The organism is Parachryseolinea silvisoli (genome assembly GCF_021190955.1).
Lineage (GTDB): Bacteria > Bacteroidota > Bacteroidia > Cytophagales > Cyclobacteriaceae > Ohtaekwangia > Ohtaekwangia silvisoli.
Map to the genome: position 1 here is coordinate 129910 of NZ_JAIOAO010000002.1, position 22417 is coordinate 152326.

The window sequence follows — 22417 nt, forward strand, 5'->3', positions numbered from 1 at the left end:
ATGCTCGACGATGTGTTAATGTATGGCTCCATTTTCTCGCCGTTGCCCGGTCTGTTGATCGGGCAACGGCACTGGCGGGCGTATGCCACGATCATCCGCACAATACTATTCGTTGTATTGCTATCCTTTCTCAGTGATGTTGTGATGCTGGCGTTACTCATGAACAGCATCCCCAACATGCCTGTCGCGAATATATATGGTCTGACCGAGGGTCTGTTATTCTCCTACTTCTTTTACTTGCGGCTGACGCCGTATCGAAAGTTCATCGTGTCCATCGCCGTGATCTTTGCACTTCTCTACCTGGCCGATGTGATCCTCGTAACACACTTGATGTCGTTCAACGCATATTCCCGTACCCTCGAAGCTGGCATCATGATTTTGTTCTCAACCCTATATTTTTACAGCATCTTCCAGAACGAAACGGATATCTTTATCGATAAAAGCTCGGAGTTTTGGATTGTGGTGGGCATACTCTTCTACTTTTCGGGTGCATTCTTTTCTTTTCTACTGTCAACGGATATTTTATCTTTATCTCCGGATCGATTCTATAGTTCCTGGATCCTGCACAACATTTCAAATATTATTAAGAACATCATTTTTACCGCGGCACTATGGAAGGCAGTACCGAACTCAGGCATGAAGTAATCCTTATCGCCGGATCGTTTGGAATGTTGTTCCTCACCTCGGCCATCACCACGTTCATTTACCTCTACCAACGGAAACTGATCAAACGCAAGCTGGCCTACCAGGAAATCGAGGATCTATTGCGACGTCAGGAACTGCGCTCGGCCTACGCTTTGTTAGACGGGCAGGATATGGAACGGCAGCGCATCGCCGAAGAGCTGCACGACAACCTCGGCAGCCTGCTGGTAACACTTACCATGTACGTCGACACTTCACTTAAAAGTGAAAAAACAGATTTTCAATGGCAGTTTGCAGAATCAATCAGTAAACTCGCCCACCAGGCCAATGAGGAAGTACGAAAGATTTCACATCGACTGGACTCGGCGGCACTTAAGCACTTTGGATTTCGGCAGGCTGTGAAAGATCTTGTCCAGGTTGTTAGTGACAGCGGATCGGTTCGTGTGCACTGCACACTGGAATTGAATGCCGACGTGCAGACAGAAGTCAGTATAAATTTATACCGAATTCTACAGGAGCTCATCAACAACACGCTCAAGCACGCACGGGCCACCGAGATCGATGTGACCATCACCCAGGTAAAAACCGAATACCTAAGTGTGATCTATGAAGACAACGGTGTTGGTATCCAGTCCCCACTTACGCAGGCGAACGGTATCGGCCTGCGTAACATCGCTACACGCGTGGAGAAGATGGGGGGCACACTCCACATCGGCAATAAAGGAAAGAATGGCTTTGCTATGACACTGGAAATCCCCCTATAAAATGAAAATCAAAGTTCTGTTGGCCGACGATCACGCCATCGTACTAGAGGGGCTACGGGCCGTCCTGAGTGCCCATGACGGTATTGAAGTATGCGGCGAAGCCAGTAACGGTGAGCAGGTGCTCCAGTTCCTCGCGAGGCAGCACGCTGACATTATCGTGCTCGACATCAATATGCCTGTTATGAACGGTATCAAGTGCGCGGAGAAAGTCAAGGCCAAGTACCCCGCGGTAAAAATCTTGATCCTCACGATGTATGCACAAAAATCGTTTCTGGAAGAGATCATTCGTATCGGTATTGAAGGCTGTCTGCTGAAAAGTAATACCGGTAAAGAGTTGAGCGACGCAATTATACGTGTAATGGAGGGCAAATCGTACTTCGATTTGATCCAGTCATTTTGTACAGATGAAAACGAAACTACCTCTTTCAAGCTTAGCGACCGAGAAATAGAGATCGTGAAACTTCTGTGCGAGGGACTGACCAGCACGCAGATCGCTGAAAAGCTTTTCATTGCAGACCAAACTGTCAAGACTCACCGCAAAAACATTCTGCGCAAAATAGGGGCGCACAACACGTCGCAATTGGTGCAATTTGCGCTGAACAACCGGATTATTTAATCTTTACCCACGAGGGTTGCGAAGAAAAATGGATACTGGCGAGGAACTGCCCGGCTGACAAGTGTGTTTGAAAGACGAGATTTTGTACTTTTACGCTATGATCCAAACGATTCTGATCCTGGCGATTTTTGCGGGCGCCGTGGCCTATTTGGGCAGAATGGTGTATCGTTCGTTCCGTGCCAAGGCGTCGGGCGCAGGTTGCGCCTCGGGGTGTGGCAAGTGTGGCGCGGTGGATTTTAATAAGATCGAACAGCAGCTGCGGCAAAAGGGCATCTAACGTTACGCCCAGACCTTCGCTCCCTCCGTGCAATTTTTACACATCTCTATTTCGCTGCGCGACCGCATGAGCGTTGCGCGGAAGTCCTGATAGGCAGGTCCCCGCCAGATCTCTTCAAAGCTTTGTTGATTTAGATCGCCCAGCACATGGTGCGCGTCTTTGTCAAAGCAGCACGGCACAATCTTTCCATCCCACGTGATGACACAACTGTGCCACATTTTCCAGCAATGATTGTCGAGGCTGTTCTTGATGCCATAGGTACCGTCGACCTTCTGATAGTAACGTGCGTATTTGTCTTGTGTGGGAATGAGGTCAGATCCGTTTTCGTAGTCGTATATCTGCGCGGTTTTGAGCAACACCTGGTCTACGCCTAATTCTTTTGCCAGTGCATAGACTTCGGGTATCTGATGTTCGTTGGGCTTCACCACCAGGAACTGGAAGATGACGTGTGGTGTCTTTGCTTTTAATTTTTTCTTCCACGCCAATACATTTCGCGCACCCTCTAACACTTTGTCGAGATTGCCACCGACACGATACGATTGATAGGTGTCCTGGGTGGTGCCGTCGATGGAAATAATCAGGCGATCGAGGCCCGACTCCACGGTAAGCCTGGCGCGTTCTTCGGTCAGATAATGTGCATTGGTAGATGTAGCGGTATAGATACCTTTGCGCGAAGCATACTGCACCATGTCCAGAAAGTCGGGATGCAGGTAGGGCTCACCCTGAAAATAAAAGGTGAGGTAGCTGAGCGACGGCGCCAGCTGATCGATGACGTTTTGAAACAAGGCTTTGCCGAGCATTCCGGTGGGCCGCGTAAATGATCGCAGACCGCTGGGGCATTCGGGGCAGCGCAGATTACACGATGTGGTGGGCTCGAAGGAGATACTGATGGGAAGTCCCGCCATGTTGGGAGTGCCCGTGAGGCGCGAGCGCTGGTAGCTGGTGTATATCCGGGCTGCATTCCACGCCCGCGTTGCGGTCGTTTTGGAAGCAAAATTCAGCCGGTCATTCCATCCACCCATCATGCGTGCAAGATAGTCGGTAAAAGGCGCTTTCGGATGGCAGAATGTCATTATCTTTCCCGGCGCGTGCCGCCTTTGCACGCTTCTGTTTATGAAGAAGATCGTATTTCTGTTGTTGGGCTGCATAGCCCTGCAAGGCTACTCCCAACCCCGCCAGTTGTCCGACCGGGCCACTATTTCGGTCATCACCTGCGCCCCCTGGCAAGGCGAGCTGTACTCGGCATTTGGCCATAGTGCTTTTCGCGTATATGACCCCGCACTCGGGCTCGATGACGCCTATAACTACGGCATCTTCGACTTCGACCAACCCAACTTCTACCTGAACTTTGCGCGGGGCTATATGTATTACCAATTGGGTGCCTATTCTTATGAACGTTTTAAGCTTCCCTATATTTACCACAACCGGTATATACACGAGCAGGAGCTGAACCTGACACCCGCACAAAAACAAAAAGTATTCGACTACCTGGAGTGGAACACCTTGCCGGAAAACGAGCACTATCGCTACGACTACTTCTACGACAACTGCGCCACCAAGATGCCGGGTGTGCTGATCAAAGCCCTCGGCGACAGCATAGCTTTCGACGATAAACACATTACGACGCACTATTCCATTCGCGAATTGACGGACCTATACCTCCATCAGCAACCGTGGGGTGATCTGGGCATCGATGTTTGCCTCGGCTCCGAGATAGATCGCGAAGCGCCACCCTTCGACTATATGTTCCTGCCGGAATATGTCGAGCAAGGTCTTGACCATGCTACGATCAAACACGGCAACAGGTGGGCGCCACTGGTGAAGAAGAAAAATATTGTTTTTGCTCCGCGGGATGAAGATCCTGTGAAGGGTCTCCCCCATCCGCTCTATGTGTTCAGTGCGCTGGCGCTGGTTGCGATTATACTCTCGGTGGTGGATCTGAAACGGAAAAAATTATCGACGTGGTGGGATGTGTTACTGTTCGGTGCAGCCGGCCTGATCGGTGTGCTGTTGTTTGTGCTGTGGTTCGCCACGGACCACAAGTCGTCGTATAACTACAATTTATTGTGGGCGCTGCCTTTCCACATTATCGCCGTGATCGCGTTTATACGCCAGCCACGCTGGCTGACAACCTACTTCCTCGTGACAGCCATCCTCCTGGTCGTGACCCTGGTAAGCTGGCCGGTGTTGCCGCAGAAGCTCAACACATCACTTATACCCGTAGTCATTGCGCTGGCGGTACGGGCCTTTACGCAGTACCGTGTTCGCAAGGCAAAAGCATAGGTCAACAACACTCCAACTAAAAAAGCCTCCCGAAGATTCTTCAGGAGGCTTTTTTCTTTATACCCTATCGGGCAGGTACGTCACTACATGTGGATGGCGCGATTTTCTGTCGCGGCGAGGCAGGCCTCTTTCACGGCTTCCATATACGTCGGGTGGGCGTGCGACATGCGCGCTACATCCTCCGCGGAAGCACGGAACTCCATGGCCGTAACACCCGCAGCGATCATATCCGCGGCACGTGCACCAATGATGTGTACGCCGAGAATCTCGTCGGTGGCTTTGTCGGCCAGGATCTTTACCAGACCGTCTGTGTCCATACTCGCCCGTGCACGGCCGAGGGCCTTGTACGGGAAGCTGCCTACTTTGTAGGCACGGCCTTGTTGCTTAAGCTGGTCTTCGGTCTGACCCACGCTGGCCACTTCCGGCCAGGTATATACTACACCCGGAATGAGGTTGTAGTTTACGTGCGGCTTCTGACCTGCCAGCTGCTCGGCTACAAATACACCTTCTTCTTCAGCTTTGTGTGCCAGCATGGCGCCACGTACTACGTCACCGATAGCATAGATATTGTCTATGCTGGTGCGCAGGTGGTTGTCGACGGGGATCTGACCTTTCTCGGTCTGAATACCAATTTTGTCGAGGCCGAGGCCATCGGTATAGGGCCGACGGCCGATGCTTACGAGGCAGTAGTCGCCTTTCAGCTCGACGGCGTTGCCACCATTCTTCGGCTCGGCTTTCACCACCACTTCTTCGCCTTTGTTTTCCACGGCTGTTACCTTGTGGCCCAGGTAGGTTTCAATACCCATCTTCTTGGCTACACGCGCCAGCTCTTTGCCCAGGGTGTTGTCCATGGTGGGAATGAGGCTGTCGAGGAATTCTACCACGGTAACTTTCGCGCCGATGCGCGCATAGACCGAGCCGAGCTCCATACCGATCACACCGCCACCGATCACGATGAGGTGTTTGGGTATTTCTTTCAACTCAAGGGCCTCGGTGCTGGAGATGATCCGCTTCTTGTCGAAGGGAGCGAACGGCAGCGGCGTAGGCTTCGAACCGGTCGCGATGATCACCTTGTCGGTGGTGATGGTGCTTTCCTTGCCATCAGCCGTGGTGATCTTGATGGTGTTTTTGTCAACGAACGACCCGGTGCCGGTGTGCACCTCGATCTTGTTCTTCTTCATCAGGTAGGCGATACCGTCTACGTTGGCCTTCACCACGTCGCCTTTGCGTTTGATCATTTGTCCGAAGTTTACCTTCGGTGCGGGGATGTCGATGCCGTGCTCCGCGAAGTGTTCTTTGGCGTTGCTGAAGTGCTCGGATGAATCGAGCAGTGCCTTGGAGGGTATGCAGCCTACGTTGAGGCAGGTTCCGCCCAGGGTATTGTATTTTTCTATGATGGCTGTCTTAAACCCGAGCTGCGCCGCGCGAATAGCCGCTACGTATCCTCCCGGGCCTGAGCCAATGACCGTGACATTGTATTGCATAAAAGTCTGAATGTCTTTATTAAGTGATTAATGACGATGTTGGCTTATACGCCCAGGATCAACCGGCCCGGATCTTCCAGCAGCTCTTTCACGCGCACCAGGAAGCTAACGGACTCGCGACCGTCGACAATACGGTGATCGTAAGAAAGTGCCAGGTACATGATCGGACGTACAACGATCTCGCCATTCTTTACCACTGCGCGCTCTACAATGTTGTGCATACCCAGGATCGCCGACTGCGGCGGGTTGAGGATCGGCGTCGACAGCATCGAACCAAATACACCGCCGTTGGTGATGGAGAATGTGCCCCCCGTCATCTCTTCGATGGAGAGTTTACCGTCGCGGCCACGGGTGGCCAGGCGGATCACTTCGCTTTCGATCTGGTTAAAGCTCAGTGCTTCGGCATTGCGTATGACCGGCACGACCAGACCACGCGGTGTGGACACGGCAATGGAAACGTCGCAATAGTCGTGGAAAATAACTTCGTCTTTGTCGATCGAAGCATTTACCGCCGGGAATTCTTTCAGGGCTACGCACACAGCCTTTGTAAAGAAAGACATAAAGCCGAGGCCTACGCCATACTTCTCTTTGAACTGATCTTTATACTTCGAGCGTAGCTCCATGATAGGCTTCATGTCCACCTCGTTGAATGTGGTGAGCATAGCGGTCTCGTTCTTCACCGACACGAGGCGCTTCGCAATAGTCTTGCGCAGCGACGTCATTTTTTCGCGGCGCTCGGTGCGGGCACCCGCTACCGCTGGTACGGCCGGCGCGGCAACAGGCTTGCTTTCGGCAGGCTTCGATGCCGGCGCTTGTGCCTGGGCCTTCTGTGCATCTTCTTTGGTTACACGACCACCGACACCGGTGCCCGCTACCTGTCCGGCAGGGATGCCTTTTTCGTCGAGGATCTTGCCGGCTGCCGGTGAAGGATGACCGGCGGCATAGGTCTTATCGCCCGAGGCCTGTGCCGGCGCGGCAGCGGTCTCTTGCTTGGCGGAAACAGCGGCACCGTCGGTAACCTCAATGCGGCAGATCAGGCCGCCGATCGGCAAGGTTGTGCCCGCCTGCGCTACGATGCGCAGGATGCCCGTGGCTTCGGCCGGCAGCTCGAATGTTGCCTTGTCGGATTCCACTTCGGCAATGATATCATCGATTTGTACCGTGTCGCCGTCTTTCTTCAGCCAGGTAGAGATCGTCACTTCCGTGATGGACTCGCCCACGGCCGGTACTTTCATTTCTTTTACACCACCGGTAGCCTTGGGAGCTGACGGAGCAGGTGCCGGCGTGGCGGCCGGTTTAGACGCTGCCGCAGCAGCTTCTTCTTTCTTGGGCGCAGGCGCTGCACCAGCCTGGCCGTTGGCGTCGATCTCGCAGATGACCTCACCGATCGGTACGGTCTCGCCTTGTTGTTTTACGATCTTCAGCACACCGGCGCTTTCGGCGCGCAGCTCAAAGGTTGCCTTGTCGGACTCCAGTTCGGCGATGATCTCGTCGGCCTGTACGGCCTCGCCATCTTTTTTCAGCCAGTTGGCAATCGTTACTTCTGTAATCGACTCGCCTACGGCCGGTACTTTTATCTGTAATGCCATTCCGTTATTTTTTGATGATACGTTTATCAGATTTCAAATGCCTTGTTAACCAGCTTGTCTTGCTCAACCTTGTGTACTTTCACGTAGCCTGTAGCCGGCGACGCGCTGGCTTTGCGGGATACGAACTCGAGGTTGTACTTCGGCATCACGCGTACAATATAAGAAAGCGCGCCCATGTTTGCAGGTTCTTCCTGCGCCCATACCAGCTTGGCATCTTTATATTTCTTCAGAACAGCCTTCAGCTGTTTTTCCGGGAAGGGAGCCAACTGCTCGAGGCGGACAATGGCGGTATCTTTGGTTTTCTTTTTCTGCTGTACCTCCACCAGGTCGTAGTAAATCTTGCCACTGCAGAGAATCACGCGGTTTACTTCTTTCGCGGACGAGATTGTCGGATCATCCAACACCTCTGCAAATGCGCCTTCTGTAAACTCCTTCAGCGGTGAAATCACGGACGGGTGACGCAACAGCGACTTCGGCGAGAACACGACTGCCGGCTTACGAAACGGCCACGCTACCTGACGGCGCAGCAAGTGGAAGAAGTTGGCCGGTGTGGTCGGGTTGGCAACCACCATGTTGTATTCGGCCGACAGTTGCAGGAAGCGCTCGGGACGACAGCTGGAGTGCTCCGGTCCCTGACCTTCGTAACCATGGGGCAGCAGCATAACCATACCGTTCATGCGTTGCCATTTTGACTCGGCGCTCGACAGGAACTGGTCGATTATTACTTGTGCTCCGTTTACGAAGTCACCAAACTGTGCTTCCCATAACACCAGTGCTGTAGGCGACGACATGGCATAACCATATTCAAAGCCGAGTACGCCAAACTCTGACAACAATGAGTTGTAGATGTGGAACTTGGCCTGGCTCTTATCGAGGTTGTTCAGGCCGCAGTAGGGCTCGTTGGTATTGGCATCAAAGAAGTATGCGTGACGGTGCGAGAATGTGCCGCGCTTTACGTCCTGACCCGACATACGCACAGGAGTCTTGTCGAGCAGCAGCGAGCCATAGGCCAGCAGCTCGGCTTCCGCCCAACCCAGCACCTTGTCTTCGAAGAATGCGGTTGTGCGATCTTTCAACAATTTTTCGATTTGCTTCAGCGGTTTGAAGCCTTCGGGAATTTGTGTCAGCGCCTTGCCGACTTTCTCGATCATGCTTTCTTTTATACCGGTGTCGGGCGACTTGTCAAAGTCTTCTGCCTTTGCCCAACGCATTTGCTCCCACTCTTCTTCAATCTTCTGAGGCTTGTAGGGCAGCGGTTTTTGTTTTACTTCGTTCAGGCGGTCTTGCAGCTGGTTGCGGAAGTTCTTGTCCAGCTCATCGGCCAGGGCACCGTCTACGTCAGCGCGATCCACGAGCTTCTTGACATAGATCTCGCGCGGGTTGGGATGCTTGGCAATGATGTTATACAGCTTGGGCTGTGTGAATTTCGGCTCATCACTTTCGTTGTGGCCGTGACGACGGTAGCACAGCATGTCAATGAAGATGTCTTTGCCAAACTTGTTGCGATACTCTACCGCCAGTGTGGCTGCAAAGTTTACCGCCTCGGCGTCGTCGCCATTGACGTGCAGCACGGGGGCATCAACGATCTTGGCGATGTCGGTACAATAAATACTGGTACGGGCATCGTCGTAGTCGGTCGTGAAACCTACCTGGTTGTTGATGACAAAGTGAATGGTACCGCCCGTAGTATAGCCCGGCAGACCGGACATCTGTACGACTTCGTATACGATACCCTGACCGGCCACGGCGGCGTCACCGTGGATGAGGATAGCCAGGCCTTTGGAAAGCTCACCTTTGTATTCGTCGTCGATCTGACCGCGGGTATAGCCCAACACAAGCGGATCTACAGCTTCTAAGTGTGAGGGGTTTGGCGTCAGCTTTACATAGATTTTTTGTCCCGAGGGAGTATTGATGTGGCTGGAGTACCCCAGGTGATATTTTACGTCGCCGTCGCCCATGGTGAGGTTCTCGGGCGTTACATTTCCTTCAAACTCGGTAAAGATCTGCTCGTAGGTCTTGCCCAGGATGTTGCACAATACGTTAAGGCGACCACGGTGGGCCATTCCGATCACGACTTCCTTTACATCCAGCTCGGCCGCTTTATTGATGATGGTGTTCAGCGCAGGGATGGTGTTCTCGCCACCTTCCAGCGAGAAGCGTTTCTGCCCGAGGAATTTTGTGTGGAGGAAGTTTTCGAATACGACCGCTTCGTTGAGCTTGCCGAGGATTCGTTTCTTCTCGTCCTGGCTGGGGTTGTAGGAGTAATACTCCTTTTCGATCTTCTGATACAACCACGCACGGATGTCGTCGTTGCGAATGAAGTTATGTTCGAAGCCGATCGGACCGAGGTATACAGCCTGCAGCTTTTCGATGATCTTACGCAGTGTTGCACGCGGCATACCGATCTCTGACGCTACGTCAAACTCGGCGTCGAGGTCCGCGTCGGTCAGGCCTACGCTTTTGTGATCGAGGTATACTGTGTGGTTTCTCCGCTCGCGCACCGGGTTGGTGTTGGACTTGAGGTGGCCGAAGGAGCGGTATTGGAAGATGAGGTTCCGGACCTGGGTCTCTTTGATCGACATGGAGTCGGAAACCGTGGCGCCCGAGCCAACGGTCGGTACATTCGACCCATTGCCAGCACCACCGTGCTGCTGCGAGAAGTCGAACCCTTCAAAAAATTTCTGCCAGGTGGGATCTACAGAGGCAGGATCGTTTTTGTAGTTCTGGTAGAGCTGGTCAACATAACCAACGTCTGCATTGGAGATATATGAATATTTATCCATGGTATTTGTGAAAAGCCTTTTAGTAAGAGCGAACAAATGTAGAGAACGTGTTTGAGTTTAAAAAACTGAATACTCGCGTAGCCAAATATATGCCCTATGATCCATTAAAACGATTACAAACGGTTTTGAAGATGCCAATCCCGCCCCACGGCGTCTTCGGTTTTGAGACGTCTTAAAACGGGGCATACAGGCACAAATCCGTGATAAAACGCTGTTTACCAGTTTGATTTGGGCCTAAGGCTTCAAAAAACGACATTTACGGGCTAATCAGCACATTTTTCCCAAATATTTGCCCTGCGTAGTCGTTGATTTAGCAGAATCTGCCTTGTTGCAGCATATTGATGATGAGCAATATAGAAAATCGGCGTCGGATATGAATTTATATGAAAAAGGAATATCTTTGCACCCTTTAAAAATTAGGACGAGTTCCATATTTTAAATCTAAACAGTAATGGTTAAAATTAGATTGGCCCGCAGAGGCCGCAAGAAACTGGCGATGTACGATGTAGTCGTAGCCGACGCCAGAGCTCCACGTGATGGACGGTTTATTGAGAAAATCGGGACCTACAATCCCCTGACGAACCCTGCTACAATCGACATCAAAGACGATCGCGCATTTCATTGGGTGATGAACGGCGCCCAGCCGAGCGACACCGTAAAAGCAATGCTGTCGTATCGTGGTATCCTGATGAAGAAACACCTGCAAATTGGTGTGATCAAAGGTGCCCTGACACAAGAGCAAGCCGATGCTAAATTGGCAGCATGGGTAGACGGTAAAGACGCTAAGATCCTGGCTAAACGCGAGACCCTGGCGGAGACGAAACAAGCTGCCGCTAAAGCTCGTAGAGAAGCTGAAACGAAAGTGAAAGAAGCTCGCGCGGAAGCTATCCGTCAGAAAGCGAAAGTAGCTGAAGAAGCTGCCGTTGCTGCTGCCGCACCTGCTCCTGCAGAAAGCGAAGCTGCCCCTGCAGAATCTGCAGAGCCGCAAGCTTAATCGCACAACACCGAATACCAAAAATGCCAATGCTCACCGCATTGGCATTTTTTATTACAACACCCTATGGAGTTCAACGACTATTTTAAGATCGGTTATGTGCTCAAGCCTCATGGCCTGAAGGGCGAAGTGACGATCTCCCTGGACGAGGTTGGCCCGGAGGACCTGGCCGGCATTGGTACCCTGTTCCTGGAAAAGAATAATCGCCTCGAGCCTTATTTTGTCGAATCGCTCTCCGGCGCTGGCAGCAAGGCGTATCTGAAAGTAGAAGACGTCGACACGCCCGAGTCAGCCCAGAGCATCTCCAAACGCAGCATCTATCTGCCCAAAGCCGCCCGTCCTAAATCGAGCCGCGGCCAGTTCTACGACGACGAGGTGATAGACTTTGAAGTCACAGATGCCCAGTTGGGCGCCATCGGCAAGGTTGTGGAGGTAATGAAGGCCGGCGCCAACCGCCTGCTGGTATTGGACTACTACGGCAAGGAGGTGCTGATACCGGTGAACAGCCCGTTTATTAAGAGCATAAACAAGGGTAAAAAACTGATTGCGGTAGAACTTCCAGAAGGCTTTTTGGATATATAATATGCACATCGACATCATTACTACGCTGCCGAAACTTGTCGAGAGCCCATTTTCGGATTCAATCCTGAAACGCGCGCAAACGAAAGGACTTGTGACTGTAAACGTGGTGGACCTACGGGCCTATTCCACGAACAAACACCGTACGACCGACGACTATGCCTTTGGTGGCGGCGCCGGCATGGTGATGACGATCGAACCGATTGACAACTGCATTAACGACCTGAAGTCCAAACGTACCTACGACGAGGTGATCTATATGAGCCCCGACGGCGAGCTGTTTCAACAGTCCATTGCCAACGAGCTTAGCCTGAAGCAAAACCTCATTCTGCTCTGCGGTCATTATAAAGGTGTAGACGAACGCGTACGTGAGCACCTGGTGACCCGCGAGATCAGCATCGGCGACTATGTATTGTCCGGTGGCGAGCTGGCCGCGGCCGTGGTAGCCGACGCCGTCATCCGCCTGCTGCCGGGGGTGCTGTCGGACGAAACTTCGGCCCTGTCGGACTCTTTCCAGGCAGGCCTTGTGGCCCCGCCGGTATATACGCGCCCCGCGGAGTACAAAGGCTGGAAGGTGCCCGATGTATTGCTATCGGGCCACCCGGCGAAAATTGAAGAGTGGCGCCACGACCAGGCCATAGAACGCACCCGTGCCCGCCGGCCCGGACTTTTGGATTAATGTCTTGTTAGTATATTCAGGGCAAATTCTACTGCCATGCATTTTAGGAAAGCCACGCGGGCTGATCTGCCCGCCATTGTCCACCTGCTGGCCCAGGATATACTCGGCCAGAAGCGTGAAGCCTATCAGGACCCGCTTCCCAACAGCTACTACGAAGCCTTCGACCGGATCGACGCCGACCCCAACCAGGAACTGATCGTGGCGGAAAACGCCAACCAGGAGGTGATCGGCACCCTGCAGCTTACGATCCTGCCCAGCCTCAGCTACCAGGGCAGCAGCCGGGCGCTGATCGAAGCGGTGCGGGTGCGCGAGGACCACCGTGGCGGCGGTATCGGCGGAGAGCTTTTGCAGTGGACCATCGGACGGGCTCGCGCGCGTGGCGCGCGCATGCTGCAGCTCACTAGCGACAAGCAGCGGGTTGATGCCGTGCGTTTTTATGAAAAACTGGGTTTTAAGGCCTCCCACGAAGGATTAAAAATGTTCCTGTAACGCGCTGAAAGGGCCTGTTTTACAAAATATTGATCCCGACGCTGATATTTTAGATTCTTTCCCTACATTTGCAGTCCAATTTTCAAACCATCGAGTTATGGCAGATTTAATTAAATTAGTTGAGCAGGAGTTCACAGCAATTCGTGAAACACGTCCCAGCTTCAATCCTGGTGACACCATCAACGTTCACGTGAAAATAAAAGAAGGCAATAAAGAGCGTGTACAGCAGTTCCAGGGCACAGTAATCCAACGCCGTGGCGAAGGTACTGGCGAGACCTTTACTGTTCGGAAAGTATCTAACGGTGTAGGTGTAGAGCGTATCTTCCCGATCGTATCCCCTTCCATCGACAAGATCGAGGTTCTGAAAAGAGGTAAAGTACGTCGCGCTAAGCTGTACTACATGAAAGGCCGTCAAGGCAAAGCTGCTCGTATCAAAGAGAAGCTTTAATCGAAAAAAGGTTCTTTTCTTTTTTGATTTTATACAGAATGAAAGAAGCTGTTCCTGCTGGAATGGCTTCTTCTTTTTTTGTACCTAACACGTTTGCGCAGAGGCAAAAACCACGAAATTTACGCTCGTTAGCATACTATTAATTATTTAATAACTTTGCCCCGCTCAATTAAAAACCCAAACAAACCAGACTCATTACCACTATGGCAAAGAACATCGCAGATCTGCTGGGCAAGGATGCCGACTTCCTGCTCAAGCATCAAAGCAAGACCATCTCGAAGGATCAGCTCCACCTGCCCAGCCCGACTTTTGTTGACGACATCTTCCTGCCATCGAATCGCAACCCCCAGGTTTTAAGAAGCCTGCAGCAACTGTTTAGTACCGGTCGCCTGAAAGACACCGGCTTCCTGTCGATCCTCCCGATTGATCAGGGCATTGAGCACAGCGCCGGGGCGTCGTTTGCCAAAAACCCTGCTTATTTCGACCCTGAAAATATTGTGAAGCTGGCCATCGAAGGCGGCTGCAACGGTGTAGCCACTACGTTTGGCGCCCTGTCACTCGTATCACGCAAGTATGCTCACCGTATTCCTTTCATTGTAAAGATCAACCACAACGAGCTACTGACCTACCCCAACAAGCATGAACAGATCATGTTCGGCAGCGTACGCGACGCCTATAACCTGGGCGCGGTAGCGGTGGGTGCAACGATTTACTTTGGCTCTGACGGTGCCTCGCGCCAGATCATTGAAGTAGCCAAAGCTTTTGAAGAAGCTCATAGCCTGGGTATGGCCACCATTCTGTGGTGCTATATCCGCAATAACGCCTTCAAGCAAGGCGGCGTCGACTATCACGTATCGGCTGACCTTACCGGTCAGGCCAACCACCTGGGCGTAACCATCCAGGCGGACATCATTAAGCAGAAGCTGGCGGAGAACACCGGTGGCTACAAAGCCCTCAATACCGGTGGTAGCAGCTACGGCAAGCTGGATGAGCGAATCTATAGCGAGCTTTCGTCTGAGCACCCTATTGATCTGTGTCGTTACCAGGTAGCAAACTGCTTCATGGGCCGTGCCGGTCTGATCAACTCGGGTGGCGAATCGAAAGGTACCAGCGACCTGGCAGATGCCGTGCGTACAGCCGTGATTAACAAACGCGCGGGCGGTATGGGCCTGATCTCGGGCAGAAAGGCATTCCAACGTCCGCTCAAAGAGGGTGTGGAAATCCTGAATGCCATTCAGGATGTTTACCTTGATAAGTCGATCGACATAGCATAATTGTTTTCCATTACAAGCCGGTGTATCTTCGATACGTCGGCTTTATTTTTTACTAAATAGAATTATATGTCCTGGTTCAAGCGTAGTGATAAAGGTATTCAGACGCCGACGGAGGCGAAGCGGGAAGTGCCTGATGGCCTCTGGTTCAAATCGCCGGCCGGTAAAATCATTCATACCCGTGAATTGAAGAACAACGCCTATGTCGTACCGGATGAAGACTTTCACGTGCGCATTGGTTCGGAAGAGTATTTCGAAATTCTCTTTGACGACGGTCAATTCACCGAGCTCGACCCCAACATGGAGTCGGCTGACCCGCTGAATTTCAAAGACACCAAGCCTTATCCGAAGCGGATTAAAGAATCGCAGGAGAAGTCGCAGCTGAAAGACGCCGTGCGCACGGCGTATGGCAAACTGAACGGCGTCGACATCACCATCGGCTGTATGGACTTCAGCTTTATCGGCGGCTCGATGGGCTCGGTGGTAGGCGAGAAGATCGCGCGTGCCATGGACCACAGCCTGAAGAACAAAAAGCCTTTTCTGATGATCTCCCGCTCGGGTGGCGCGCGTATGATGGAGGCCGGTATATCGCTGATGCAGATGGCCAAAACATCGGCCAAGATCTCGCTGCTGGATAAAGCCGGAATACCCTATATCTCGTTGCTGACCGACCCGACCACAGGTGGCGTAACAGCATCATACGCTATGCTGGGCGACTTCAATATTGCTGAGCCCGGCTCCCTGATCGGCTTTGCCGGTCCCCGCGTAATCCGCGAGACCATAGGCAAAGACCTGCCCAAAGGCTTCCAAAGCGCCGAGTTCGTTCTCGAGCACGGTTTCCTCGACTTCATCGTCGACCGCCGCAACCTCAAGAGCCGATTGGGTACCCTGCTTAAAATGCTGCAATAAGCAGCTAACTATATACTACATATTAAAAAAGGGGACGGCTTCGTCCCCTTTTTTATGCGCTGTCGATAAACTTTATACAATCGTCCCGATTAGCGCAAGTGCCGCCACTTGCGCCGACAACAACGCGCCATTTAGCGTTCCGGCATCACCCGTTGTATCCGTCGCTTCTCCGGCAAAGAATAACACACCGTTCACCGGCGCGGCCAGCTCCACACGATCTTGATTTGATCCATCGGCGGTGCTATACGCCATCCCGCCACGAATATACTCCTCCTTTGTCCAGTCCATAATCACGGACAGTATATTGTCCGCGGGATCGCGTCGTATGCTCTCTGTAGCCTGCCCGCCAAACATGCCGTCCAGCTCTTGCAAAAGAACCGGCACCATGCCTTGTCCCAGCGCCGAGAGCTCTGCCGCCCGCGGCCCCTGGATCGTTATGTCCAATGTCTTGACCTGGTCATCACGCCCGATGCCCGCGTTGAAGTATTCGGGAGCCTGCACACCACCATAAATGAAGTTCGTCTGCGTGCCCCAGAAGTTTTTTCGGAACTCTAATCGCACACGCAATGCCGCTTCCATGTCCATGCGGGACAACGCGGCTGTTTTGGTATCGGGCAGCGGTGGATTGAACGTCATCATGCCCGCTTTCAGGACCGATACCGGGGCGGTTATAATCACACGATCAACTTCTGCGGTAAAGGGCTCTGCCGCGCTTGCCGCCGTACGTTGCCCTGTTAATATTACTTTGTCACCACTGTATTGTATACCGGTCACGGCGCTGTTCAGCTCCACCAGGCTCAGCACATTACTGAACCGCGACAAGACCACATCCTGCATCGGGTTTGCCCGCAGCATGGTGCGTTGGGTGTTGCGTGTCAATAGCGTTGCGGCTTCTGCCACCCCCTTCAAGCCGAGCTTATCATTTACCGTACCGTGGCGGTTGCCGATCCAACCATTGAGAATAGCATGTACGCGCGGATTAATACCGGCGCTGGTGATTGCGCTTTGTACCGTCACTGTTTCCGTGCGCGTCTTCAGCGATTCAAAAAATTCACGGGCTGCCACCACGTCGGCATCGTCAGTTACTTCTGTTGCCTGGCGCGGTATACCATCCAGTACGTATACATCTGCCCCCAGCGATGAAAAATCGATCACGGGCACTTTCAACTGGCTGATGATACGCGCCAGCTCACCATCGGTACCTTCGATGAAGCTAGCACCCAATTCAAACGGGAACTTACTGATGGGTGGGTCGATCGTACTAAACTGAAGCGATGCCGTCGGCTGATCAAACTGCCGCAGGGTGCGCACTCTGCCGCCGAGTACAGACGACGCTTCGAATATGCGCACCTTCACGCCTTTGCTACGCAAGATGTCGGCGGCATGTAGCCCGGCCGCCCCGGCGCCGATGATGCCCACGACACCGTCGTATTGAATCTCGGGCTGAGGATCTTTATCGCTGCAGCCCGCGAGCCATGTGGGGAGCACCAGCCCTGCCGATACCCCCAGGCCTATCTGTTGCAATGCTTGCCTTCTCTTCACCGTGTCATGGATTTTGCGAAAATGATCAGAGACTCTGATTTTACGGGAAATATAACCGATTTTCGTTTTATGAATGCTTTCGAGATACCGCCCGTTGCCAAAGTGGCCGTCATCGGCCCTGAGTGCACAGGAAAATCGGCCCTGTCAGCTTACCTCGCCGACTATTTTAAAACCGCATGGGTACCTGAATATGCGCGTCAGTATATTGGTAACCTGACACGCCCTTATACCGAAGATGACCTCCTCCCCATTGCCCATGGCCAACTGCGCATAGAAGACGAATGGGCACGCGACGCAAACGGCGTACTGATCTGCGACACCAACCTGTACGTGATCAAAATCTGGAGCGAGTTTAAGTACGGGCACTGCCACGACGAGATCTTGCGCAACATCGCCTCCCGCCATTACGACTTATACTTGCTCACCTATGTAGACCTGCCGTGGGAAGAAGACCCACAACGCGAACACCCCCAGCAGCGCGAAGCGCTGTACTCGCTCTACCTGCGTGAAATGCAGCAACAATCTGTACCGTTCGTAGAAATCCGAGGCGAACGAGACCAACGCCAGCAGCTGGCGCGCGAAGCCGTCGAGAAAATGCTCGCCACCCGCAAACCCTAATGACCTGACGATGCAGAATATTTCCATCAACACGCCTGCCCTCTTGTTCCCCGCCATTACCCTATTGATGCTGGCCTACACCAACCGCTTTCTCGCATTGGCCACACTGATCCGGAACTTGCACGCCAAATACAAACAAGTACAGGAAGAACGTGACGTGATCAGAGCGCAAATACGCAACCTGAAAAAACGTCTGGTACTCATCAAACAAATGCAGGCCGCGGGTATCACCAGCTTTTTTTTCTGCGTGCTGAGCATGCTGTCCTTCTTTCTGCAATACGAAGTATGGGCTATTACCATCTTCGGCCTGAGCCTTATCTTCCTGTTACTGTCGCTGGCGTTATCGCTGAACGAGGTTTATATCAGCACGAAGGCGCTGGAGATTGAGCTAAAAAATATGGAGGAGGAATAGACGTTATTTCTCCGTAATCATGAATTCTACGCGACGGTTGCGGGCTCTTCCCTCCGGCGTCTTATTTGAATCAAGGGGCCGGGCAGTACCATAGCCCTTTGCCGTCACCCTGTTCTTCGGCACTTCTTTTTCTACCAGGTAGTTCATCACGGCCTTTGCCTGGTTCAGTGTCGACACCTTTGTACCGGGGTCGGTATACGCACCGATCTCGATCTTCATACGTGGGTTCTTCAGCAAAAATGCCGCGAGGCGGTCCAGCTCGCGATATGACGAAGGATGTACGGTGATAATCTTGCCGGCATTAAACGTAATGTTATTCAACGGAATAGATTGGCCGCGTTGCAGGGGTGCAATTACCAGGTCGCGCAAGATCGAGACATCGGCCGTCTCGCGCGTAACGTCAATCGATTCATACAGCGGATAGTATCCCTCGGCCTCCGCGCTCAACACGTAGCGCTCTTTGACCGGGAAGCGTAGCTCATATTCGCGCGAAAGCGAATCGACACTCGCCGTAACCGACGACACACCTTCAACCACCACCTGCACCGGCACATCTGCGCCTACCGGCTTGGCTGTGCGCAGGTCTAAAATCTTACCGCTTACGATCGCCATCTTCTCGGCGTCGGCTTGCAGGTCAAGCGTTATTTCTTCGTAACCATCAATGCCCTTGAGGTCTACCAGGTCGGGCAGCGACTCAAAACCACGGGCGCTCACTTGTACATAATATACTGTGCCGTGTGGCAAGTGCATGGAATACGTTCCTTTGGCGACGTCTACCGTAGCATAGTCAACCTCGTCACCGTCCACCATAATCTTTGCTTTGGCGGAAGCAGGAATTGTGCGTTCAGTATTCTTCACCATCAACTTTCCTTTCAACAAAGCAAAGTCAACCGGCTCTTCTTCCAGATCGAGTTGGATGTGTTTAAACTGGCGGCCCACCGCATCAACGGGGTATGCTTTTGCACCATATTGAAAGAGCTTAGCCGAAAGCTCGTAGCGGGCGCCCAGCGGCAACTCTACACGAAAGGTAGCGGAGTCTGCATTTACCGACGACACCGCAGCCTCTTTGCCATCGATCAAAATGGTGATGGCCTTCTTCGTCAGCGGCCGCTTGCTTTTGGCATTGATTACTTTACCCGTCACGAGTACATACGGACGATCTTCATACAATTTTACTTCGAAGATGTCGGCTTGCTTATCCGCCACAGCGGTCGAAGCAAAGTATCCCCACGAGCCGTTGGCGTTGGTCTTTAGATCATCTTCGTTGCCCGGAGTATTAATCGTGTCGTTCAACGCTACCGGGGCGGACCAGGCACTCCAATCGGCGCTCACGCGTTCTGCTTTAAAGAAATCGGATTGTTTTCCTTTGATCGTGCGCGAGAAGTACAGCGTTTTGTTATCTGACAACATAAAAGGGCTATATACCTTTCCTTCTATGCCTTTTACGGCTTGTGCCTTTTGCCAATGTCCTTCGGCGTTGCGGTCGATGCGATACAGCGCACCACCGCGGCTAAAGAGTATGTATTTTCCGTCCGCCGACAGCGTTGCTTCCCGGGATGCTTTTACGCTGATTTTCTGCGGTGCCGTCCAGGCGCTTCCTTGCCGTGTAGCCAGGGAGAGACCTTCGTCGTTGTAGAGTAATAAGCTCAAACCGTCGGCAGAAATACCCAGTGGGTAGGTGCGCTGCCCGATGTTCAGGGAAGTCGAGCGGGTAGCCTCTTGCCATGAACCGTCAGCAAGGCGTGTAGAGATCCAGATGTCTGCCGTTTTTTTTGCCCCCAGCCCATTCTGGGGATGGTTCTTACGCGTAAAGAACAGCGTGCTCCGGTCTGCCGAAATCACGGGGTTTACCTCGTCATAAGAAGAATTAACCCCGGCACCGAGCTTTTTAGGAATAAAATCGGATTGGGCTGACACCCATGTGACAGACGCGATGAACGCAGCTGCGGAAAGGATTATTGACTTCATGATAATTTCCAGTGGTTTACTGATCCGGGATGAGCGGGGCTAAAATTAGAAGGTGTCGCGCACATGGCCCCGCGGATGTAATAAATTCTGCAAAAAAAGAAGACCGGTGCGTCCGGTCTTCTTCAGGGAAGTTAAAAACCCAAATTCGTATGTTATAACGCGCCTGCTTTGATCTCTTCCACCACTGCAGGATCAAGTAACGTCGATGTATCGCCCAGGTTAGAGACGTCGCCCTCGGCCACTTTGCGTAAGATTCTGCGCATGATCTTACCCGAACGTGTTTTTGGCAACCCGCTGACAAATTGGATCTTATCAGGCTTTGCAATAGGACCGATAATGCGCGACACGGTGTCACGTATCTCTCCGCGCAGCTTTTCTTCATCCTTCGGCTTTTCATAGCAGATGACAAAGGCGTACACGGCCTGGCCTTTGATGTCGTGCGGGAAGCCCACTACAGCGGTTTCTGTTACCAGTGGGTGCTCGTCCACGGCGCTCTCGATCTCCGCTGTGCCCAGGTTGTGGCCCGACACGATGATGATGTCGTCCACCCGGCCCGTAATGCGGTAATAACCGTCTTCGTCACGCTTACAACCGTCGCCTGTAAAATACTTACCGGGAAATGTCGAGAAGTACGTATCCTTAAACCGCTGGTGGTCACCATAGATGGTGCGCGCCATACCCGGCCACGGGAATTTGATCGTCAGACGTCCTTCCACCCCGTTGCCATTTACTTCAAGACCGCCTTCGTTCATCACGGCCGGCTGCACGCCGGGTAATGGCAGCGTGGCAAACGCCGGCTTGAGCGGTGTAACGCGGGCGATAGGCGCAATCATAAAGCCCCCGGTCTCCGTCTGCCACCACGTGTCGACAATGGCGCACTTACCTTTACCGATATTTTTATCGTACCAGTGCCAGGCCTCTTCATTGATGGGTTCGCCCACGCTGCCCAGTACACGCAGCGACGAGAGATCATATTTCTCAATGAATTCGATCGGTGCTTGCTGTAACGAGCGAATGGCCGTCGGCGCTGTATAAAAGATATTTACCTTGTGGCGTTCAATCGCCTGCCAGAACCGTCCCGGATTGGGCCAGGAAGGAATTCCTTCAAACATGACTGTCGTTGCACCCGCCGACAGCGGCCCATATAAGATATAGGAGTGACCTGTCACCCAGCCGATGTCGGCTGTACACCAGTATACTTGCCCTTCCTGGTATTGAAAAGTCGTGCGGAACGTATAGTTCGTATATACCATGTAGCCGCCACAGGTATGGACCATACCCTTGGGCTTACCGGTCGAGCCGGAAGTATATAAAATAAAGAGCAGGTCTTCGGCATCCATCTCCTCGGCCGGGCAGTCGGCCGATACCTTGGCGATCTCTTCATGCCACCACACGTCGCGCCCCGGTGTAAGGGGCGTGCCCGACTTGATATATTCTTTTACGATCACCTTCGATACAGAAGGGCAGCTTTGTACGGCCTCGTCTACAATCTTCTTAAGGTTGATGGTTTTGTCACCGCGGTATGCGCCGTCAGATGTAACAACTACACTGGAGCCGGCGTCGTTAATACGGTCGGCAATGGCTTTGGCCGAGAAGCCTGCAAACACCACCGAGTGCACTGCACCAATGCGGGCACACGCCAATACGGCATAGGCCAGCTCGGGTATCATGGGCAGGTAGATGCAAACGCGGTCGCCTTTCCTGACGCCCTGTGCCTTGAGCATATTCGCCGTTTTACATACCTCTTCGAATAACTGTTGATACGTTATGTGCCGGGCGTCGTCGTCGGGATTGTTAGGTTCCCAGATAATGGCGGTGCGGTTGGCATGGTTGGCCAGGTGCCGGTCAAGACAGTTCTCGGTAATGTTCAGCTTGCCGCCGATAAACCACTTAACACTCGGTTTGTGAAAATCCCACTCCAGCACTTTGTCCCACTTCTTCCGCCATGTAAGGCCATTCGCCACATCGCTCCAGAAGTTTTCAGGGTGTTCTATACTTTTTTGATAATGATGCTGATAGTCTTCAAAGGTTCTAATGACGTTCATGGTTGTTTTTTGCCTGGGTAGATTA

The 22417-nt window shown here is 52.6% G+C and carries 21 protein-coding genes; 14 read left to right on the forward strand and 7 right to left on the reverse strand.

The window, feature by feature from the left end:
* The 4 genes from K7P01_RS10280 to K7P01_RS10295 all read left to right on the forward strand — a co-directional run bounded on the left by K7P01_RS10280 (position 1) and on the right by K7P01_RS10295 (position 2299).
* Positions 1 to 645 (forward strand): hypothetical protein, encoded by a 645-nt coding sequence (locus K7P01_RS10280; protein ID WP_267292614.1) that lies wholly within the window; start codon positions 1 to 3, stop codon positions 643 to 645.
* A complete protein-coding gene (locus tag K7P01_RS10285) occupies positions 612 to 1406 on the forward strand; it encodes a sensor histidine kinase (RefSeq protein ID WP_267292616.1) in 795 nt (264 codons plus the stop codon). Before K7P01_RS10280 ends, K7P01_RS10285 begins: the two co-directional genes overlap by 34 nt.
* A gap of 1 nt (position 1407) precedes the next feature.
* Entirely contained in the window at positions 1408 to 2022 is a 615-nt protein-coding gene (locus K7P01_RS10290) for a response regulator transcription factor (protein WP_267292619.1), read from the forward strand.
* 97 nt (positions 2023 to 2119) lie between these two features.
* Positions 2120 to 2299 carry a FeoB-associated Cys-rich membrane protein gene (locus K7P01_RS10295; protein ID WP_267292621.1) on the forward strand — a complete coding sequence of 60 codons (180 nt, stop codon included), beginning with the start codon at positions 2120 to 2122 and terminating at the stop codon, positions 2297 to 2299.
* A 2-nt stretch (positions 2300 to 2301) separates the two neighbouring features.
* Here K7P01_RS10295 and K7P01_RS10300 read toward each other — a convergent pair whose 3' ends face one another.
* Positions 2302 to 3324: an SPASM domain-containing protein gene (locus K7P01_RS10300; protein ID WP_267295315.1), complete on the reverse strand. Its 1023-nt coding sequence runs from the start codon at positions 3322 to 3324 to the stop codon at positions 2302 to 2304.
* A gap of 88 nt (positions 3325 to 3412) precedes the next feature.
* Here K7P01_RS10300 and K7P01_RS10305 point away from each other — a divergent pair, with 88 nt between their 5' ends.
* Positions 3413 to 4582, forward strand: a complete 1170-nt coding sequence (locus K7P01_RS10305) for a DUF4105 domain-containing protein (protein WP_267292623.1) — start codon at positions 3413 to 3415, stop codon at positions 4580 to 4582.
* Positions 4583 to 4665: 83 nt separating this feature from the next.
* Here K7P01_RS10305 and lpdA read toward each other — a convergent pair whose 3' ends face one another.
* Genes lpdA through K7P01_RS10320 form a run of 3 tightly spaced genes read right to left on the reverse strand, consistent with a single transcriptional unit; the run spans position 4666 to position 10438 of the window.
* On the reverse strand, positions 4666 to 6066 hold the full coding sequence (gene lpdA / locus K7P01_RS10310; protein ID WP_267292625.1) for a dihydrolipoyl dehydrogenase: 1401 nt from the start codon (positions 6064 to 6066) through the stop codon (positions 4666 to 4668).
* 44 nt (positions 6067 to 6110) lie between these two features.
* Complete coding sequence (gene odhB, locus K7P01_RS10315) at positions 6111 to 7655, reverse strand: 2-oxoglutarate dehydrogenase complex dihydrolipoyllysine-residue succinyltransferase (RefSeq protein WP_267292626.1); 1545 nt, start codon at positions 7653 to 7655, stop codon at positions 6111 to 6113.
* 26 nt (positions 7656 to 7681) lie between these two features.
* Entirely contained in the window at positions 7682 to 10438 is a 2757-nt protein-coding gene (locus tag K7P01_RS10320) for a 2-oxoglutarate dehydrogenase E1 component (protein ID WP_267292627.1), read from the reverse strand.
* A gap of 451 nt (positions 10439 to 10889) precedes the next feature.
* Here K7P01_RS10320 and K7P01_RS10325 point away from each other — a divergent pair, with 451 nt between their 5' ends.
* From K7P01_RS10325 to accD, 7 genes are all read left to right on the forward strand, one after another.
* Positions 10890 to 11432 (forward strand): 30S ribosomal protein S16, encoded by a 543-nt coding sequence (locus tag K7P01_RS10325; protein ID WP_267292628.1) that lies wholly within the window; start codon positions 10890 to 10892, stop codon positions 11430 to 11432.
* A gap of 66 nt (positions 11433 to 11498) precedes the next feature.
* On the forward strand, positions 11499 to 12014 hold the full coding sequence (gene rimM, locus K7P01_RS10330; protein WP_267292629.1) for a ribosome maturation factor RimM: 516 nt from the start codon (positions 11499 to 11501) through the stop codon (positions 12012 to 12014).
* A gap of 1 nt (position 12015) precedes the next feature.
* Complete coding sequence (gene trmD / locus K7P01_RS10335; RefSeq protein WP_267292630.1) at positions 12016 to 12690, forward strand: tRNA (guanosine(37)-N1)-methyltransferase TrmD; 675 nt, start codon at positions 12016 to 12018, stop codon at positions 12688 to 12690.
* A gap of 36 nt (positions 12691 to 12726) precedes the next feature.
* Positions 12727 to 13179, forward strand: coding sequence for a GNAT family N-acetyltransferase (locus K7P01_RS10340; protein WP_267292631.1), 453 nt, complete (start codon positions 12727 to 12729; stop codon positions 13177 to 13179).
* Between the two features lie 97 nt (positions 13180 to 13276).
* Entirely contained in the window at positions 13277 to 13627 is a 351-nt protein-coding gene (gene rplS, locus K7P01_RS10345; RefSeq protein WP_267292632.1) for a 50S ribosomal protein L19, read from the forward strand.
* A 203-nt stretch (positions 13628 to 13830) separates the two neighbouring features.
* Complete coding sequence (locus K7P01_RS10350) at positions 13831 to 14901, forward strand: class I fructose-bisphosphate aldolase (RefSeq protein ID WP_254085062.1); 1071 nt, start codon at positions 13831 to 13833, stop codon at positions 14899 to 14901.
* A 66-nt stretch (positions 14902 to 14967) separates the two neighbouring features.
* Positions 14968 to 15807, forward strand: coding sequence for an acetyl-CoA carboxylase, carboxyltransferase subunit beta (accD, locus tag K7P01_RS10355; protein WP_267292633.1), 840 nt, complete (start codon positions 14968 to 14970; stop codon positions 15805 to 15807).
* A gap of 72 nt (positions 15808 to 15879) precedes the next feature.
* On the opposite strand, the gene K7P01_RS10360 is transcribed toward accD, so the two are convergent.
* Complete coding sequence (locus tag K7P01_RS10360; protein WP_267292634.1) at positions 15880 to 17349, reverse strand: flavin monoamine oxidase family protein; 1470 nt, start codon at positions 17347 to 17349, stop codon at positions 15880 to 15882.
* A gap of 69 nt (positions 17350 to 17418) precedes the next feature.
* Between K7P01_RS10360 and K7P01_RS10365 the strand changes: the two genes are divergently transcribed.
* Both K7P01_RS10365 and K7P01_RS10370 read left to right on the forward strand, forming a co-directional pair.
* Entirely contained in the window at positions 17419 to 17967 is a 549-nt protein-coding gene (locus K7P01_RS10365; protein ID WP_267292635.1) for an ATP-binding protein, read from the forward strand.
* 10 nt (positions 17968 to 17977) lie between these two features.
* Positions 17978 to 18379, forward strand: a complete 402-nt coding sequence (locus K7P01_RS10370) for a DUF2721 domain-containing protein (protein ID WP_267292636.1) — start codon at positions 17978 to 17980, stop codon at positions 18377 to 18379.
* A gap of 3 nt (positions 18380 to 18382) precedes the next feature.
* Here K7P01_RS10370 and K7P01_RS10375 read toward each other — a convergent pair whose 3' ends face one another.
* The gene (locus K7P01_RS10375; protein WP_267292637.1) at positions 18383 to 20347 is read right to left on the reverse strand and encodes an OmpA family protein; all 1965 of its coding nucleotides are present in this window, start codon (positions 20345 to 20347) and stop codon (positions 18383 to 18385) included.
* Between the two features lie 152 nt (positions 20348 to 20499).
* Positions 20500 to 22392: an acetate--CoA ligase gene (gene acs, locus K7P01_RS10380; protein ID WP_267292638.1), complete on the reverse strand. Its 1893-nt coding sequence runs from the start codon at positions 22390 to 22392 to the stop codon at positions 20500 to 20502.
* Positions 22393 to 22417: the final 25 nt, after the last annotated feature.